The sequence below is a fragment of the Streptomyces sp. NPDC051452 genome (assembly GCF_044454765.1).
Classification (GTDB): Bacteria; Actinomycetota; Actinomycetes; order Streptomycetales; family Streptomycetaceae; genus Streptomyces.
In genome coordinates this window covers 37,361-54,692 of the sequence record NZ_JBITEB010000019.1, presented here as the reverse complement: position 1 = coordinate 54,692, position 17,332 = coordinate 37,361, and the positions used below count along the sequence as shown (strand labels likewise).

Here is a 17,332-nt window from a genome sequence, read left to right as displayed (position 1 = left end):
CTCACGATCTACGGTCGCTTCCAGGCTTCAGAACCTACAGGCGACCACTGACAACCGGTGCCCCGAGGGTGTTCACCAGCTGGTCTTGCGGTGCAGCATCCACATCATCATGATCGTCGACGGGTCGAGTGACTGTTCTCCGCCGGAGATGTCGTCGCTGGCCGCCACGTACTGCCTGCCCTGCCACAGCGGGATCAGCCGGGCGTCGTTCACCATGATCTGCTGGGCCCGCTCCATGTCCTTGACGGTCTGGGCGCGATCACTCTCCGCGCGCGAGTGGGGCAGCAGCTTGCCGGTGATCTCCTTGACCGGGTAGGGCGTGCCGAGGGCGTTGTGGTCGCCGACGAACGGGGCGATGAAGTTGTCCGCGTCGGGGAAGTCCGGGAACCAGCCGCGGCCGAACACCGGGTACTCGCCCTTCTGGTAGCCGACCACGTAGGACTTCCACGGGCGGCTCTTGAGGGTGATGGTGAACAGACCGGAGTCGTCCAGCTCCCGCTTCAGCTCGCGGAACATCAGCGCCGTCTCGGAGCCGTAGCGGTCGGTGGTGTACCAGAAGGTGAGCGGCACGGGCTGGTGGATGCCGGCGTCGCCGAGCATCTTGCGGGCCTTGGGCACGCTCGGGTCGCCGTAGTCGTCGAAGAAGCCGGTGGCGTGGCCGGTCAGGCCCTTGGGGACCATGGAGTAGAGCGGGTCGACGGTGTCCTTGTAGACCTTGTGCGCGATCGCGCCCCGGTCGACGATCTGGGCGACGGCCCTGCGTACGGCGGGCTGCTTGGCCCAGGGGTCCTTGGGGTTGAACACCAGGTAGCTGATGTCGGTGCCGGCGCCGTCGACCAGTTGCAGGTCGGAGGTGCCCTGCCGCTGGAGGGCGACGATGTCGTCGGCGGCGAGACCGCGGTAGGTGACGTCGATCCGCTTGGCGCGCAGTGCCGCGACCATGCTGGCGGAGTCCTGGAAGTAGCGGATGGTGACCTGGTCGTTGTTCCGCTCGGCGAAGCCCTTGTAGTTCCCGTTGGCGACGAGGACGGCCTGTTTGTCGTCCTCGTACGACTGGAGCTTGTAGGGTCCCGAGCCCCGCACGTCGTCGTCCTTGCGCAGGGAGCCGGCGGGGTAGTCGTCCGGGTCGACGATCGACATGGCGGGGGTGGCCAGCACGAACGGGAAGGTGGCGTCGGGCTGGTTGAGGTGGAAGACCAACTCGCGGTCGCCGAGTACCTGCACCCGGTCCAGGCTGCCGAGCAGGCCGGCGGGTCCGCCGGGGGCGTTGATCGTGCGGATGCGGTCGATGGAGTGCTTGACGGCCCCGGCGGTCAGCGGGTCGCCGTCGGAGAACTTCAGCCCCTCGCGCAGCTTGCAGCGGTAGGTACGGCTGGAGGAGTCCGTGAAGGCGCAGCTCTGGGCGGCGTCGGGCTGCGGGGTGGTGGCGCCGTTCGGGTAGGCGAGGAGCGTCTGGAAGATGTTCCGGTACAGCTCCCAGGAGCCGTCCCAGGCGCCGGCCGGATCCAGGGTGCTGGGCGCGCTGGTGGTCCCCACCACGATCGCCCCCTTGCCGTCGGCGTTGTCGTCGGACAGCAGGCTGCACCCGGCCACCAGGGATATGGACGCGATCGCCGCGACTCTCCGCAGGAATCGGTTCCGGTTGAACACGCGCACGCTCCTCGATCTGCCATGCCAAGGGTCGGCAGACCATACCGCAGCGTCCGGACCGCCGAACCTCCCCTGGAACAGCACTTCTTGATCGATTGAGCTATGACGACGTTGTCATCTCGCCGTGCCGGATCGGGTACGCCGTTCCGGGCGCCGTTCCGCTGTGAAACGGCGCCCGAAAGAGACGACCGGGCCGAGCGGGTCAGGCACCCGCACCGGCGTTGAGGAAGAGGCCGCCGTCGACGACGAGGGTCTGGCCGGTGATCCAGCCCGCCTGCTCCGAGGTGAGGAACGCGGCGGCGCCACCGATGTCGGAGGGCACGCCGAGCCGGCCGAGCGGGTAGACGGTGGCCGCCTCCGCCTCACGGCCCTCGTACAGGGCCTGCGCGAACTTCGTCTTGACCACGGCCGGGGCGATCGAGTTGACCCGGACACCGGGCGCGAACTCGTGCGCCAGCTGCTCGGTCAGGTTGATCAGCGCGGCCTTGCTGACTCCGTAGGCGCCGATGAACGGGGAGGGCGCGAGGCCCGCGATCGAGGCGATGTTGACGATCGAGCCGCCGTTGTCCTTCTGCCAGGCGTGCCAGGTCTTCTGGGCGAAGCCGAGCGCGGAGATCACGTTGGTCTCGAAGACCTTGCGGGCGACGTTCAGGTCGAGGTCCGCGATGGGGCCGAACACCGGGTTGGTGCCGGCGTTGTTGACCAGGTGGTCGAGGCGGCCGAAGGCCTCCACGGTGCGCTCGACGGCCTCGCTCTGGTGGGCGAGGTCGTGCGCCTTTCCGGCGACGCCGATGACCCGCTCGGCGCCGAGCTTGTCGACGGCCTCCTTGAGGGCGTCCTCGTTGCGGCCGGTGATGCACACGCGGTCGCCGCGGGCGACGAGCGCCTCGGCGACGCCGTAGCCGATGCCGCGGCTCGCGCCCGTGACGAGGGCGACCTTGCCGGAGAGCTCCGGAAGTTCAGTCATGTCCGTGATCCTTTGTGTTTCCGGAAGTCCCTAGTCGAGCGGTCCGCCGGCGACGTACAGCACCTGGCCGGAGACGAAGCCGGCCGCCTCGCCGGTGAAGAAGGCGATGGCGTTGGCGATGTCCTCGGGCTCGCCGACGCGCTGCACCGGGATCTGGGTGGCGGCGGCCTTCTTGAAGTCGTCGAAGCCCATGCCGACGCGGTCGGCGGTGGCCTTGGTCATCTCGGTGGCGATGAAGCCGGGGGCGACGGCGTTGGCGGTGATGCCGAACTTGCCCAGCTCGATGGCGAGGGTCTTGGTGAAGCCCTGAAGACCGGCCTTGGCCGCCGAGTAGTTGGCCTGGCCGCGGTTGCCGAGCGCCGAGGAGGAGGAGAGGTTGACGACCCGGCCGAAGCCCGCGTCCACCATGTGCTTCTGGACCGCCTTGGTCATCAGGAAGGAGCCGCGCAGATGCACGTTCAGGACCGTGTCCCAGTCGGAGACACTCATCTTGAACAGCAGGTTGTCGCGCAGCACGCCCGCGTTGTTGACCAGGATCGTCGGGGCGCCCAGCTCCTCCACGATCCGGGCGACGGCCGCCTCGACCTGAGCCTCGTCGGACACGTCGGCGCCGACCGCGATGGCCTTGCCGCCGGCCGCGGTGATCTTCTCGACGGTGTCCTTACAGGCGGCCTCGTCGAGGTCGACCACGGCGACGGCCCGGCCCTCGGCGGCCAGTCGTACGGCGGTGGCGGCGCCGATCCCGCGCGCCGCGCCGGTGACTACCGCGACCCGCTGTTCAGTGGTGGACATGCTGCTTCTCCTCGCCCTTGAGAGAACCCGCGGGGCCCTCGGATCGAACCCCGCGTGCGGTGAGCGACCGCTTAGTACCTTCAGCACCCGTGACGCTAGAAGCCCTGGCACCCGGTGTCAACGGCACATCCGGCCGGTGTGATCCATTACCTCACCAGGAGGTCCAGCAACCGCTCCGTCTCGGCCGCCGGGTCGGAGGTCAGACCGGTGTGCACCGGACCGGGCCGCACGACGGTGGAGCGGGGCGCGATCAGCCAGCGGAAGCGCCGCCCGGCATCGTCCCCGCCGGCCTGTCCGGCCCCGGCGCCGCCCGCGCACACCTTCTCCACGGCCCCGAGCGCGGCCCGGATGCCGGCCACGTCGGCCAGCGGGTCCAGCGCGAGCAGCCGGGCCTCGTCCAGATGGGTGCGGGCGCCGACGTATGCCTGTGCGCGGGAGTAGACGATCACCCCCGCGTTGATGCACTCGCCGCGCTCCGCCCGGGGCACGACCCGCAGCAGCGCGTACTCGAACACGTCCCGGTCACCGCCTTGGCCCGCCCGGGTGATGTGCCGTTCGGTCACATGGCCGGCCATGTGGATGTGGCGCTCGCTCACTTGCCCTCCTCGGAGCCGGTGCCGGTGACGCGACCGGCGATGACGGCCGCGCGCGCGAGCAGCGGCCGGGCGTAGGCCCGGCGCAGGTCGTCCGGGGTGTCGAAGCCGGGCTCGCCGGTCAGCCAGGCGTCCGGGATCTCGGCGGTGACCTCGGCGAGGAGGTCCTCGGTGACCCGGGGCGCCAGGTCGGCCGCGGCGGCCGCGACATCCGGCGCGAAACGGGCGAGGGCGTGATCGGAGGCGTCGTAGGGGCGTGCCGCGGAGGTGTCGGCGGAGGGCCAGTTGTGGTGCCAGATCATGGTGGCGCCGTGGTCGATGAGCCACAGCTCGCCCTGGTGCACCAGGAGGTTGGGGTTGCGCCAGGACCGGTCGACGTTGTTGATCAGCGCGTCGAACCAGACGATCCGGCCGGCCTCCTCGGGGCTCACCGGGAAGGCGAGCGGGTCGTAGCCGAGGGCCCCGGAGAGGAAGTCCATGCCGAGGTTGGCGCCGCCGCTGGACCGCAGCAGGTCCTGCACCTGCTGTTCCGGCTCGCCCAGCCCGAGGACGGGGTCCAGCAGGACGGTGACGAGTCGGGGCATCCGGAAGCCGAGGCGCCGGGCGAGTTCACCGCACACCACCTCGGCGACCAGCGTCTTGCGGCCCTGTCCGGCACCGGTGAACTTCAGGACGTATGTCCCGAAGTCGTCGGCCTCGACGAGGCCCGGCAGCGAGCCGCCCTCACGCAGTGGCGTGATATAGCGGGTCGCGGTGACTTCTCGCAGCATTTCGCCAGGCTAGCCGACCTGCCCGCCTGGCAATCGACGAGCCGTCCGCCGGGGTCTTGAACGATGCTCCGGACCGTGCTCACCCCTGGACGCCGGCCCTCGCCGCGATGGTCGTGCTCGCGGGTGGGAGCCCGCGGGTACCCGTCCGCGACGGAGGAGTTCCGCGCACGACCGTTGACCGCCGCGCAATCCTGCGGCAACAATCGTCCGGGATCTGTTAGCGCTCAAGTCCGCGCGAACCAAGTGCTGTTCGTTGCACATCACCGCGTCAGGCGAGATCACGAGGCACGAACTTCGCCTGCGATTCCACTCGGGTATCCCAGTCAACCCACCCATCGACAACGGAAATCGGCGCTGGATGTTAGCGCTAACACACATGAGATGTCCTCCCACCTCCCCTTCGATCCGGGACGGAGAACCCACATGTTCTCTCTCACATCCATCCGCGGACTCAGAGCCACGCTGCCGGCCCTCCTGATGGCCGTGGCGGCGCTGGCGGGCGTCATGGTGGCCGCCCAGCCGTCGAACGCCGCCGGCTCGCTGCCGTGTGACATCTACGCCTCGGCCGGCACGCCGTGCGTGGCGGCGCACAGTTCGACCCGTGCGCTCTACTCGTCGTACAACGGCCCGCTGTACCAGGTGAAACGCGCCTCGGACGGAGCCACCACGAACATCGGTGTGCTGTCGGCCGGCGGATACGCCAACGCGTCCGCCCAGGACGCGTTCTGCACCACCCCCTGCGTCGTCACGAAGATCTACGACCAGTCGCCCCGGCACAACGACCTGACCGTGGAGGGGCCGGGCGGCGCCGGCGGTCAGGACACCGGGGTCCCGGCGGACGCGCTGCCGGTGACCGCCGGCGGCCACACGGTCTACGGCCTGTCGTTCTCCGGGCAGATGGGCTACCGGGACAACTCGACCTCGGGCGTCGCCGTCGACGGCCAGGCCGAGGGGATGTACATGGTCACCTCCGGCACCCACGTCAACAACCGCTGCTGCTTCGACTACGGAAACGCGGAGACCAACAACCTGGACACCGGCAACGGGCACATGGACGCCATCAACTTCGGCACCGAGTGCTGGTTCTCCCCCTGCGCCGGATCCGGTCCGTGGGTGCAGGCCGACCTGGAGAACGGGCTGTTCCAGTCCGAGGCCGGCTACAGCAAGAACAGTGCCGACACGGGTAACCGCAACCCGTTCGTCACCGCGCTGTTGAAGAACAACGGCCAGAACCATTTCGCCCTCAAGGACGGCAACGCCCAGAGCGGCGGCCTGACCACCGAGTACTCCGGCTCGGAACCGACGACGGCATCCGGCTACTCGCCCATGCACCAGGAAGGCGCGATCGTCCTGGGCACCGGCGGCGACAACAGCAACGGCTCCATCGGCAGCTTCTTCGAAGGCGTCATGACCGCGGGCCAGCCCACCGACGCCGCCGACAACGCCGTCCAGGCCAACATCACCTCCGTCGGCTACGGGGCGGCGGGTCCGGTGGCGGCCGGCAGCCTCGTCCCCGGCTCCACCATCTCCCTGCGCGCCACGACCCCCGGCTACACCGACCGCTACGTCCGCCACCAGTACGACGTTGCCGTGACCTCGGTCGTCAACTCCGGCAGCACCGCCCTGGACAAGGGCGACGCCTCCTGGATCGTCCGCCGCGGCCTGGCCAACCCCTCCTGCGTGTCCTTCGAGTCCCGCAACTACCCCGGTGACTTCCTGCGGCACCAGAACTTCAGGGTCTACCGCCAGCCGATGGACGGCAGCGCCGGCTTCCGCGCCGACGCCACCTTCTGCCCTCAGACCGGGAAGAACGGCCAGGGCTCCTCCCTCGCCTCGTCCAACTACCCGTCCAAGTACCTGCGCCACTACGACAACACGCTCTACCTGGCGAGTGACGGCGGCTCCAACGCCTGGGACAGCGCGACCTCCTGGGCCGACGACGTGAGCTGGGCCGTCGACCGGCCCTGGACTCCCTGACCGGAGCAGGCCCGGCCGGCACCAACGGCGCGGGGGGGGGGGGGGGGGCCCGGGGCCCCCCCCCCCCGGCCCCGGGGGGGGGGGGGGGGGGGGGGGGGGGGGGGGGGGGCGCCCCCCCGCCGCGGGGCCCCCCCCCCCCCCCCGCCCCCGCCCCCCCCCCGGGCGGGGGGCCGCCCCCCCCCCCCCCCCCCCCCCCCCCCCGTCCGCCGTGTCGACGGGGTGCGGCAGCCGGCGGGTTCGGTGCGCCGCCCCGTCCCGGCTGCTTGAGGTCCACCGCGCGGAACCCCCGCCACCGTCGGCTCCGGATCGATGAGCGGGGCGCTGCCCCGACGCGGTTCCGTCTGCGGGGCCCGCGGCCGGCCGAGGCGCCAACGGGCCGTGGGCGCAGGGGACCGACGGTCGCGGTGAGGGTGGTCGTGCCGGCCGCCGTAAGTCGGCGGCCGGCTGTGAGCGGACCCACGGCCGGAGGCTTCGCGGCCGCACACGACCGCGCGCCTCCGGTCGAAGAACCGAAGGCGCGCGTGGGAAGCACCACGGGATGGGTGCGACACCCCCGAGCGAGCGAGTACCGGCACCGCGGCGAGGCCGCCAGACGGCCTGAGGCCGGGCCTCCGCAAGACGGGAGAGGAGTCAGGGACCCGGTGCCGGCGCGACGGCCCGGGTCAGCAGAGACCGGGGCCGTCGCGCCTGTGCGGGGAGGGACGCGGTGGGGGACGCGGCCGCGCGGGACCCCCGTTCAGCCGCGCCGGGCGATGCCGCGGGCGCGCAGGCGGTCCGCCGTGATGGCGACCGCCAGCACGCAACCGAGGACGATGTTGGTGTAGTTGGAGTTGATCTGCAGCGTGGTCAGGCCGTTGTTGATGAGTTCCAGCAGGACGGTGCCCGCGACGATGCCGACGAGACGGCCCTGACCGCCGACGAGGCTGACCCCGCCGATGACGGCGGCCGCGATCGCGGAGAGCTCCCAGCCGACCCCGACGCCACTGGCCGAGCCGACACCCATCCGGCCCAGCACCAGGATCCCCGCGAAGCCGGACAGCAGGGAGCTGGTGACGTACATGGAGATCACTCGCCGGTCACCGCGGATGCCGGCCAGCCGGGCGGCCTCCGGGTTGCCGCCGACCGCGTACACCTGGCGGCCGGCGTAGGTGCGTTCCAGGAAGAACCAGGCGGCGACGGCCACGACCACGAAAATGATCAACGGCAGCGGGACCTGCGCCACATAGGTCTGTCCGAGGTCGCTGAAGGTCCCGCCGATGCCGGTGATGGAGGTGCCGGAGGTGATGGCCAGGGTGACGCCCTGGGCGACGGTGTACGTGACCAGGGTGACGACGAACGGCGCCATCCTCAGTCGGGTGACGGCCAGTCCGTGGACGAGCCCGACCAGGCCGGTGATGGCCAAGGTGATCAGGATGGCCACGACGGGCGGCAGCCCGGCACGGACGTTGAGCCACGACATCACGAGGACGCTGGTGCCCAGCAGGGCACCGACGGACAGATCGATGCCACCGGTCAGGATCACCAGGGACTCTCCGATGGCGATCAGGCCGTACTGGGCGAGGTCGAAGCCCATGCCCTGGAGGTTCACCGCGCTGGCGAACGTCGACTTGTCCAGCGCGAGCGCCATGAAGACCACCACGCAGGCGGCGACCACGCCGACCTCCGGGGTCTCGGCCAGGCGCCGGAGCACCGACGTGCGCCCGCCCTCGCCGGCGTCACCCTCCGCTTTGGCCGTTGCGGTGCTGGTTGTCATCTGGTCACCTTCCCGTGAGCGCCGGCACTCGCGTCGGCCCCAAGCAGGGAGTCACGGATTCTCATGTGCTTGCCTTCCCCCGGTTCCGGGTGTCCGGGCCGGTCTGTGTCCCGGCCGCGGCGGTCATGATGACTTCCTTGGCGAACCGCTCCCGCGAGACGTCGGCCACGGCCCGGCCCCGCGCCATCACGACGATGCGGTGGCAGATCCACATCAGCTCTTCCAGCTCGGACGATGCCACCAGCACCGCCAGGCCCTTCTCGGCCGCGTCGTCGATGAGGCTGTAGATCTCGGCCTTGGCCCCGACGTCCACACCGCGGGTGGGTTCGTCGAGCAGCAGCAGCTTCGGTTCGGCCGCGAGCCACCGGCCGAAGACGGCCTTCTGCTGGTTGCCGCCGGACAGGTCGCTGATCGGCTGTTCCTGGGTGCGCAGCCGTACGCCGAGATCCCGGACGATCCGGGCGGCGTGCCGCTTGTCGGTCTTCGGGCCCAGAACGCCACGGCGACTGATCCGGCGCAGTGTCGTCAGGGTGACGTTCCACCGCACCGAGTGCGTCGGCAGCAGTGACTGGGCCTTGCGGTCCTCGGGCACCATGCCGATGCCCACCTCGACGGCGTCGGCCGGGTGGCGGGGACGGAAGTCCTCACCGTCGAAGACGACGGTGCCGCCCGTACGCGGCTGCGCGCCCATGATCGTGTGCAGCAGGCGGCTCCGCCCCGAACCCATCAGCCCGGCGACGCCGACGATCTCACCGGCCCTCACGTCCAGGTCCACCGGCCCGAGTCCGTCCGCGGTGAGCGCGCGGACGGACAGCGTCGTGGCGCGCTCGACCGAGGAGGGCGGTGCGAGGTCGGCGCGGGCTAGTTCCGCGCCGACCATCTCCCGGATCATGCGCTCCTCGGTGGCCTGGTCCGGGGTCAGGTCCGCGACCAGACGGCCGCTGCGCAGCACGATGACCCGGTCGGCGATGGCACGGACCTCGTCGAGCCGGTGGCCGATGAACAGCACCGCTCCCCCGGCCGCCGCGTGCCGACGCGCGAGGTCCAGCACTCGCCCGGCCTCGACCGGTCCGAGCGAGGAGGTCGGTTCGTCGAGGACGAGCACCACCGGGCGGTGGCCCCACGCCTTGGCGATCTCGATCATCTGGCGGACGGGTACGGGATACCGCTCGACCGGCCGGTCGACGTCCACGGTGGTGACCCCGACCTCGGCCAGCAGTTCCCTGGCCTCCGCCCGCGTGCCGGCCTTGTCGAACACGGCCCGCGCGAGCCGTCCCGAGCCGGTCTGCCGCGGGCGGCGTCCCAGCAGCAGGTTCTCCGCGACGCTCAACTGACCGACCAGCGGGAACTCCTGAGCCACCAGGGCCACTCCGAGTTCCCGCGAGTGGTCCGGGCGCCCGGCCGCGAGGCCCTTCCCCGCGATCTCGATGGTTCCCGTGGTGGGGGTGACCGTGCCCGACAGCACACCCATGAGGGTGGACTTGCCGGCCCCGTTCTCTCCCACCACGGCCACGATCTCCCCACGGGCCAGTTCCAGGCTCGGGACGTCCAGGACCTTCACCGGCCCGTAGGACTTGCTGACGTCCCGCAGGCGGACGGCGACATCGCGCTGCATCAGCCGATGCCCATCCTGGTGAGCTTGGCCTGGTAGTCGGCCAGGTTCGCCTGGGTCACGAGGCCGACGCCCGAGGAGAGGGTGGTGCCGTCGGACTCCAGGTAGGGCTTGACGAGCTTCAGCGTCGTGTCCTTTCCGAGCACCTTCAGCGCCGCCAGCAGATACGCGCCGGTGTAGCCCTGTTGGTAGGGCTGCTGGAGCACCGTGGCCTGGATGACGCCGGACTTGACGAACTTCAGGGTCTGCGGGTCGGAGTCGTCGGAGATGATCTTGATCTTGCCGGTCCTGCCCGCCGTCTGCACCGCCTGCCCGGCCGAGGGGCCGTCGTAGGAGTACACCCCGTAGAGGCCGTTGACGTTCGCGTTGGTCTGGATCGCGGTCTGGGCGTTCGACAGGGCCTTGGACGCGTCCATGTTGTCGGAGAGCTTCTGGACCACCTTGACGTCGGAGCCCTTCAGCGCGTCCTCGAAGCCCTGGATCCGCTCGACGGCGTTCGAGGCGGTCAGGGAGCCGACGAGCACGACGACCTGCCCCTTGCCGCCCAGCGCCTGCTTCATCGCCTCACCGGCCTTCCGGCCCGCCTGGTAGTTCGGCGTGCCGAGGTAGAGCGCGGCACCGTCCTCCTTGGGCAGCGGCGAGTCGATGGCCAGCACCGGGATGCCGGCCTTGTCGGCCGACGCGATCGGCGACTTGATGGCCGTCGGGTCGATGGCGGACACGCTGAGGCCGGTGATGCCCTGGCCGAGCAGGGTCTGGATGATCGACAGCTGCTGGTCGAGCCGGCCGTTGGCCGGGGCCTGGTAGGTGCCCTTCACCTTGAGGTCCGCCAACCCCTTGGTGAAGCCGACCTTGCCGGCGTTCCAGTAGTCGACGGAGACGTTGACCACCATCGCCTGGCGCAGCTTCGACAGGTCCTTGCCGGCCAGCGCCTTCTTCAGCGCCGCGTCCAGCTTGGCGAGGTTGGCGTCGTTGAAGGCGATGTCCCCCTTGATCGCCACGGCACCGGAGTTCGAGGCGTTGCCGGCGTCCGGCGAACCACCGCCGCCCGCCCCGCTCTTGCTGCACGCACCGGCGCCCACGACCAGGGCCGCCACCACGGCCGCGGTGCCCCATCGCGCGAATCTCCTGCCGGACAGCACATCTAGCATGATCGACTTCCTCTTCAGAAGGGGCCTTGCCGGCCCTTGCTGTTAGCGCTCACATCACTGGGGGTGGGGTAACTCCTAGGTCGGCGACCACCACCAGGGCGCAGTCCCGGGGACGACCCCGCACCCCCACGTTCCTGCCGCCCGCTCCTCGTTCCACGTCCCTGCCGAACCCTCACGCCCCGATGGAAGGCGAACTGCCGGGCAGGAGAACTCCGTTGCGCCTTGTGTCTCCGCTTGGCAGAGAGTGTTAGCGCTCACTGGTTTGTCGTCAAGGTGTCACACGGAAGAAAATCAGCGCGGCCCGGCCCATTCGCCGCCGCCCGCCGCCGTTCCGCGAGAGAGCCACCCGGTCTTCCTGTCTCCCCGGGGCCGAACGTCGTCGGCGCCTCGCCGCCCGCCCTGCGCCACGCGGCACGAGGGCGCCTGGTCAGGACCGTGCGGACCGGGGTCGAGGCGGCAGCGGGATACGAGGGCCGCCGGGCGTCCGGCGGCCACACACGACGCGAGTCGGGGCGTCGCGGGGGCCGGACGCGAGCGGCGGACGGGGCGCTCAACGGCCCGGCTACGTCGCCCCGGCCGTACGACGGCCATTGTGCGCGCTCGCATACGCCTACCCCCACGGCAGCCCCGCGACCGGTGTCAGGGAGCGCCGGCACGCGATCGTCCCGGCCCGTTCACAACCGTCCCGCCAGACGGTAGTACGCCTGGTTCCACCGCAGTTCCCTGATGAACTGCCTGACGGTGGTGGCGGTGTCGATGAGGAGGAGTTCGACACCCAGCATGTCGGCGAGGTCGGCGAGCTCCTCGGCGCCGATCTGCCCGGTCAGCACCGTGTGGTGGGGACCGCCCGCGCTCAGCCAGGCCTCGGTGGAGGTCCTCAGGTCGGGTGCGGGCTTCCACACCGCCCGGGCCACGGGCAGCCTGGGCAGGGGTTCCAGGGGCGCGACGACCTCCATGGCGTTGGCGACCAGGCGGAAGCGGTCACCCATGTCCACCAGCCCCACGACGACTCCCGGCCCCGGGCGGGCGTCGAAGACCAGGCGCACGGGGTCCTCCCGTCCGCCGATGCCCAGGGGGTGGATCTCGCAGCTCGGCCTGTGGGCGGCGATGGTGGGGCACACCTCCAGCATGTGGGCGCCCAGGATCAGTTCGTTGCCCGGGGCCAGGTGGTAGGTGTAGTCCTCCATGAAGGAGGTGCCGCCGGGCAGGCCCCGGCCGGCCGCCTTGAGGGTGTGCAGCAGGGCGGAGGTCTTCCAGTCGCCTTCCCCGCCGAAGCCGAAACCGTCGGCCATCAGACGCTGCACCGCGAGCCCCGGCAGCTGTCTGAGGCCGCCCAGATCCTCGAAGTTCGTCGTGAACGCGCCGAACCTGCCCTCGGTGAGGAACGTGCGCAGGCCCAGTTCGATCCGGGCCGCGTACCGCAGGGACTCGTGCCGCTCGCCCCCGACGGCCAGCTCCGGCGCGAGCACATAGGCGCTCGCGTACTCCTTGACCAGCTCGCTCACGGCCGCGTCCTCGACCGCGTCCACCACCTCGACCAGGTCGTTGACGCCGTAGGTGTTCACCGACACCCCGAAGCGGAGCTGCGCTTCGACCTTGTCCCCCTCGGTCACCGCGACGTCGCGCATGTTGTCGCCGAAGCGGGCCAGTCTGAGTGTGCGCAGAGCGTGCCGGCCCTGGGCGGCGCGCATCCAGGCGTGGACACGCGGGACCACCGCGGGGTCGGACACATGCCCGGCCACCGTCTTGCGGGCCACACCGAGCCTGGACTGGACATAGCCGAACTCTCGGTCGCCGTGCGCGGCCTGGTTGAGGTTCATGAAGTCCATGTCGATGGTGGACCACGGCAGTTCGGCGTCAGCCTGGGTGTGCAGGTGCAGCAGCGGCTTGCGCAGCAGGTCGAGCCCCGCGATCCACATCTTGGCCGGGGAGAAGGTGTGCATCCACGCGATCAGCCCGACACACGACGCGGAGGAGTTCGCCTCCAGCACGATGTCCACGATCGCGGTCGCGTCGGTCAGCACCGGTTTCCACACCACGCGCACCGGGGTCCCCGGTTCACCGGCCAACCGCTCGGCGATCCGGCGGGACTGCCCGGCGACCTGCCGGAGGGTGTCCTCCCCGTACAGGCCCTGGCTGCCGGTGAGGAACCACACCTCACATGTGTCGGACGACGTCATGGCGTCAGGCCCCCTGTTCGGCGGAGTGGTCGCGGGAATCGCCGGCCGGCGTGCCAGGCTGGCCGTAGGCGTTCTGGTAGCGGTCGTACAGCCGGTCCACGGCGGCCGGATCGATCGGCAGCGGGTCGCCGAGCTGGCGGGAGATGTGCACGGTCCGTGCCACGTCCTCGCACATCACCGCGGCCTTGACCGCCGTTCGGGCGTCCTCGCCGATGGTGAACACCCCGTGGTTGCGCATCAGTACGGCCGGTGAGCGGTGTCCGGTGAGCGTCTTGACGATGCCCCGGCCTATCGAGTCGTCCCCGATGACGGCGAACGGCCCCACCGGGATCTCGGCACCGAACTCGTCGGCCATCGCGGTCAGCACGCACGGCACGGCCTCACCGCGGGCGGCCCACGCGCTGGCATACGTGGAGTGGGTGTGCACCACTCCCCCGACCTCGGGCATGTTCCGGTAGACGTAGGCGTGCGCCGCGGTGTCCGACGACGGTGACAGGCCGCCTTCCACGACCTCGCCCGCCAGGTCGCACACGATCATGCTGTCGGGCGTGAGGCGTTCATAGTCGACGCCGCTCGGTTTGATCACGAACAGGTCGTGCCCGGGCACCCGGCCCGAGACGTTCCCCGCGGTCCACACCACCAGTCCGTAGCGGACCAACTCCTGGTGGAGTTCGGCGACGTTCCGCCGCGCGGAGGCGACCGCCGAGGCGGCCGCGGGTGAAATGCTCCTCATGGACGATTGACCTCGCTACTCGTGAAGTGAGCGCTAACATTCCGGGGAGAGCGTCGACCACATGCCGACGGGTCAGGACTTCAGGACTGGTCCCGCAGGGCGCGCAGGCGCAGCATGACGTCGTTGGCACCGCGTCCGAAGTAGTCGTGCAGGGTGCGGTACTCGGTGTAGAGGCGGTCGTAGGCGGCCGCGCGCGCGGGGTCGGGGGTGTAGGCGGCGCGCTGGTTGCCCCCCATGGCCGCCGAGGCCCGGCGGATGTCGGGGTGGGCGCCGGCGGCCACGGCGGCGTGGATCGCCGATCCCAGCGCGGGCCCCTGCTCGGAGGCGAGCACGTTCACGGGCCGGTTCAGCACGTCGCTGTACGTCTGCATCAGGAACGGGTTCCTGAGGAGTCCGCCCGCCGCGGTGAACTCGGTGACCGCCACACCCGACTGCTCGAAGGTGTCGACGATGGTGCGGGTGCCGAACGCGGTCGCCTCGATCAGGGCCCGGTAGACGTCCTCGGGCCGGGTGTCCAGGGTCAGTCCCACGAGCACACCGGAGAGATGGTGGTTCACGAGTACCGACCGGTTGCCGCTGTGCCAGTCGAGCGCCACCAGGCCGTGCGCGCCCACGGGCTGGGCCGCCGCCTTCTCGGTCAGCAGTTCGTGCGGGGAGATCCCACGCCGCCGGGCCTCGCTCTCGTACTCGTGCGGCGTCGCCGTCCGCACGGCCCACGCGAGGACGTCTCCCACTCCGGACTGGCCGGCCTCGTACCCCCACAGTCCGGGCACCACGCCGTCGCGGACCACGCCGCACATCCCGGGGACCTCCGCCAGCACCTCCGAGTTCATGATGTGGCACGTCGAGGTACCCATGATGGCCAGCATGTGCCCGGGGTCCAGGGCCTGGGCGGCGGCCGCGGTGACGTGGGCGTCGACGTTGCCGACCGCCACCACCGTGCCTGGGCGCAGTCCGGTCAGCTCCGCGGCCGCCTCGGTCAGCTTGCCGGCCTGGGCGCCGAGCGGCGAGAGCGGATGGTCCAGCTTGGCGGTGAAGTCCGCGAAGTCCGGGTGCAGCGACGCCAGATAGGCGGCGTCCGGATAGGTCCCGTCCTGACGCATGCCCTTGTACCCGGCGGTGCACAGGTTCCGGCTCTCCTGGCCGGTCAGCTCCCACACGATCCAGTCGGCCGCCTCGATCCAGCGGTCCGCCGCCGCGTAGACCCCGGGGTCCTCGCGCAGCACCTGCAGTGCCTTCGCGTACTGCCACTCGCTGGAGATCCGGCCGCCGTACCGGGCCAGCCAGGACTGGCCCGACTCCCGCGCGCGCTCCACGATCAGATCCGCCTCCGGCTGTGCCGCGTGATGCCGCCACAACTTGGGGTAGGCATGCGGGCGTTCGGCGAACGAGGGGACCTCGCACAGCGGGGTGCCGTCCCCCGTGGCGGGCAGCACGGTGCAGGCCGTGAAGTCCGTGGCGATGCCGACGACCTGCTCGGGGCCCACGCCCGCGGCCCGCAGGGCACGGGGAATCGCGAACCGCAGCACGTCCCGCCAGTCCTGCGGAATCTGCAGCGCCCAGTCCAGCGGAAGCGGCCGCCCGCCCGGCAGCGTGGACTCGACCACACCGTGCGCGTACTCGTGGACGGCGCTGCCCAGCTCCCGGCCGTCCTCGACGCTCACGACGAGCGCGCGGCCGGACAGAGTGCCGAAGTCGACGCCCACCGTGACGGCGGGCAGGTCGGTCGTCATGCTTTCCTCCCGAGGGGAGGGCCCCGGCCGGCGGCCGGGACCCGAGGTGTGGGAACGCGCTCGCTCAGGACGGGGTGGTACTGCCGCGCACGATCAACCGCGGCTCGATCACGAGGCGTTCGGGCTCCGGCGCCGTCCCGGACTCCAGGCGGCCGACGAGCATGCGGATGCTGGCCTGGCCGACCGCGACGAAGTCCTGCCGCACGGTCGTCAGCGGCGGGGTGAAGAACTCCGCCTCGGGGATGTCGTCGAACCCGGCGATCGCCACCTGGCCGGGTACCGAAAGACCGGCCTCGCGGAACGCCCGCAGGACTCCGAGCGCCATCTGGTCGTTCGCCACGAACACGGCGCTGACCTCAGGCGTCCTGCGTCCGGTGCCGGACGCCACGACCCGCCCGGCCAGCTCCTGCCCGGCCCGGTAACCCGACAGCGGCGTCCAGTCCCCCACCAGTGGCGGCGGGACCTGGGCGCCGGCCTCCTCCAACGCGCCCCGCCAGCCCTGCACGCGGGCCTCCGCCTCCAACCAGTCCGACGGACCCGCCACGTGCCAGACGGTGCTGTGACCGGCGGCCAGCAGGTGGCCGGTCAACAGGCGGGCGCCCAGCTCCTGGTCGACGGAGACGCTCGGCAGGGGCAGCGAGTGACCGCCCTCGACCGTGACGACGGGGAACGGGAGCCGCAGTTCGGCCAGCGCCTCGACGGCGGCGCGGTGGGGCACTATCACCACGATGCCCTCGGCTCCCCAGCCGCTGAGGTGGTCGATGGCCTCCTTCAGGGCGCCGGCCGAGTAGCGGCGCAGCGTGACGGCGGAGACCATGTATCCCTCGTCCCGCGCAGCCTCCTCCACACCGAACAGCGTGCTCGCGGGACCGAACAGCGTCGGGTTGCAGGCGACCACTCCCAGCGTGAGGGTCCGCCGGGTGACCAGCGCCCTGGCCGACGAGTTGCGGCGGTAGCCGAGTTCCTCGATGGCGCGCAGCACCTCGGCCCGGGTCGACTCGCGTACGTTGGGATGGTCGCTCAGCACCCGGGAGACGGTCTGGTGCGACACCCCGGCACGCTGGGCGACATCGGCCATGGTGGGAGCCCGGCGCGGCGCCGCACTCTCCGCGGTGTGTGACATGGTCCTCCCGAGTCTCGATGGCCGTATTGTTAGCGCTCACAGACCGGAGCGTCAAGGTCGATGACACAAGAAGTTCCCGCGCCGAGTGCGCCGCCGTTCGCGTCCCGACGGACGGGCCCGTGCACCCCGGATGCGAGCGGGCGCGCGTCGGGCGCGTCGACGCCCGGGCGGTTCGCGGGGAGAGAGAGGCGTGCGCTCCAGGCCGCCAATGTTAGCGCTCACGGTATTAGCCGTACCTGCCGTGCCTGCGCCCTACTTTCCGCACTCAGGGCACCCGCCGAGCCGGCCGTGGCCGGAG

The 17,332-nt window shown here is 71.0% G+C and carries 13 protein-coding genes; 1 reads left to right on the top strand and 12 read right to left on the bottom strand.

Annotated elements, in window-relative coordinates:
• Positions 1-72 precede the first annotated feature (72 nt).
• From ACIBA9_RS32580 to ACIBA9_RS32560, 5 genes are all read right to left on the bottom strand, one after another.
• Complete coding sequence (locus tag ACIBA9_RS32580) at positions 73-1,650, bottom strand: ABC transporter substrate-binding protein (RefSeq protein ID WP_399368704.1); 1,578 nt, start codon at positions 1,648-1,650, stop codon at positions 73-75.
• Between the two features lie 202 nt (positions 1,651-1,852).
• The gene (locus tag ACIBA9_RS32575; RefSeq protein WP_399368702.1) at positions 1,853-2,617 is read right to left on the bottom strand and encodes an SDR family oxidoreductase; all 765 of its coding nucleotides are present in this window, start codon (positions 2,615-2,617) and stop codon (positions 1,853-1,855) included.
• A gap of 30 nt (positions 2,618-2,647) precedes the next feature.
• Positions 2,648-3,409, bottom strand: a complete 762-nt coding sequence (fabG, locus tag ACIBA9_RS32570) for a 3-oxoacyl-ACP reductase FabG (RefSeq protein ID WP_362155829.1) — start codon at positions 3,407-3,409, stop codon at positions 2,648-2,650.
• Positions 3,410-3,555: 146 nt separating this feature from the next.
• Positions 3,556-4,005, bottom strand: a complete 450-nt coding sequence (locus ACIBA9_RS32565; RefSeq protein ID WP_362155832.1) for a DUF3037 domain-containing protein — start codon at positions 4,003-4,005, stop codon at positions 3,556-3,558.
• Positions 4,002-4,772 carry a HipA family kinase gene (locus tag ACIBA9_RS32560; protein ID WP_362155835.1) on the bottom strand — a complete coding sequence of 257 codons (771 nt, stop codon included), beginning with the start codon at positions 4,770-4,772 and terminating at the stop codon, positions 4,002-4,004. Before ACIBA9_RS32560 ends, ACIBA9_RS32565 begins: the two co-directional genes overlap by 4 nt.
• A 423-nt stretch (positions 4,773-5,195) precedes the next feature.
• Here ACIBA9_RS32560 and ACIBA9_RS32555 point away from each other — a divergent pair, with 423 nt between their 5' ends.
• Entirely contained in the window at positions 5,196-6,749 is a 1,554-nt protein-coding gene (locus ACIBA9_RS32555) for an alpha-L-arabinofuranosidase B (RefSeq protein ID WP_399368699.1), read from the top strand.
• A 736-nt stretch (positions 6,750-7,485) separates the two neighbouring features.
• Here the strand turns inward: ACIBA9_RS32555 and ACIBA9_RS32550 are convergent.
• The 7 genes from ACIBA9_RS32550 to ACIBA9_RS32520 form a co-directional block, all read right to left on the bottom strand.
• Positions 7,486-8,502 (bottom strand): ABC transporter permease, encoded by a 1,017-nt coding sequence (locus ACIBA9_RS32550; RefSeq protein ID WP_399368697.1) that lies wholly within the window; start codon positions 8,500-8,502, stop codon positions 7,486-7,488.
• A gap of 61 nt (positions 8,503-8,563) precedes the next feature.
• Positions 8,564-10,117 (bottom strand): sugar ABC transporter ATP-binding protein, encoded by a 1,554-nt coding sequence (locus tag ACIBA9_RS32545; RefSeq protein WP_399368695.1) that lies wholly within the window; start codon positions 10,115-10,117, stop codon positions 8,564-8,566.
• Positions 10,117-11,265, bottom strand: coding sequence for a substrate-binding domain-containing protein (locus tag ACIBA9_RS32540; RefSeq protein ID WP_399368693.1), 1,149 nt, complete (start codon positions 11,263-11,265; stop codon positions 10,117-10,119). Before ACIBA9_RS32540 ends, ACIBA9_RS32545 begins: the two co-directional genes overlap by 1 nt.
• A 674-nt stretch (positions 11,266-11,939) precedes the next feature.
• Positions 11,940-13,445 carry an L-arabinose isomerase gene (gene araA / locus ACIBA9_RS32535; protein ID WP_399368691.1) on the bottom strand — a complete coding sequence of 502 codons (1,506 nt, stop codon included), beginning with the start codon at positions 13,443-13,445 and terminating at the stop codon, positions 11,940-11,942.
• A 4-nt stretch (positions 13,446-13,449) separates the two neighbouring features.
• Positions 13,450-14,178, bottom strand: a complete 729-nt coding sequence (locus tag ACIBA9_RS32530; protein WP_399368690.1) for an L-ribulose-5-phosphate 4-epimerase — start codon at positions 14,176-14,178, stop codon at positions 13,450-13,452.
• Positions 14,179-14,258: 80 nt separating this feature from the next.
• On the bottom strand, positions 14,259-15,911 hold the full coding sequence (gene araB, locus ACIBA9_RS32525; protein WP_399368688.1) for a ribulokinase: 1,653 nt from the start codon (positions 15,909-15,911) through the stop codon (positions 14,259-14,261).
• A 64-nt stretch (positions 15,912-15,975) separates the two neighbouring features.
• A complete protein-coding gene (locus tag ACIBA9_RS32520; protein ID WP_362155856.1) occupies positions 15,976-17,034 on the bottom strand; it encodes a LacI family DNA-binding transcriptional regulator in 1,059 nt (352 codons plus the stop codon).
• Between the last annotated feature and the right edge of the window lie 298 nt (positions 17,035-17,332).

What these genes read in the sequence shown, in the direction of transcription:
- araB (WP_399368688.1), bottom strand. Translation starts at nt 15,911, where the DNA reads ATGACGACCGACCTGCCCGCCGTCACGGTGGGCGTCGACTTCGGCACT.
- ACIBA9_RS32575 (WP_399368702.1), bottom strand. Translation starts at nt 2,617, where the DNA reads ATGACTGAACTTCCGGAGCTCTCCGGCAAGGTCGCCCTCGTCACGGGC.
- ACIBA9_RS32520 (WP_362155856.1), bottom strand. Translation starts at nt 17,034, where the DNA reads ATGTCACACACCGCGGAGAGTGCGGCGCCGCGCCGGGCTCCCACCATG.
- fabG (WP_362155829.1), bottom strand. Translation starts at nt 3,409, where the DNA reads ATGTCCACCACTGAACAGCGGGTCGCGGTAGTCACCGGCGCGGCGCGC.
- ACIBA9_RS32540 (WP_399368693.1), bottom strand. Translation starts at nt 11,265, where the DNA reads ATGCTAGATGTGCTGTCCGGCAGGAGATTCGCGCGATGGGGCACCGCG.
- ACIBA9_RS32555 (WP_399368699.1), top strand. Translation starts at nt 5,196, where the DNA reads ATGTTCTCTCTCACATCCATCCGCGGACTCAGAGCCACGCTGCCGGCC.
- ACIBA9_RS32530 (WP_399368690.1), bottom strand. Translation starts at nt 14,178, where the DNA reads ATGAGGAGCATTTCACCCGCGGCCGCCTCGGCGGTCGCCTCCGCGCGG.
- ACIBA9_RS32550 (WP_399368697.1), bottom strand. Translation starts at nt 8,502, where the DNA reads ATGACAACCAGCACCGCAACGGCCAAAGCGGAGGGTGACGCCGGCGAG.
- ACIBA9_RS32560 (WP_362155835.1), bottom strand. Translation starts at nt 4,772, where the DNA reads ATGCTGCGAGAAGTCACCGCGACCCGCTATATCACGCCACTGCGTGAG.
- araA (WP_399368691.1), bottom strand. Translation starts at nt 13,445, where the DNA reads ATGACGTCGTCCGACACATGTGAGGTGTGGTTCCTCACCGGCAGCCAG.
- ACIBA9_RS32545 (WP_399368695.1), bottom strand. Translation starts at nt 10,117, where the DNA reads ATGCAGCGCGATGTCGCCGTCCGCCTGCGGGACGTCAGCAAGTCCTAC.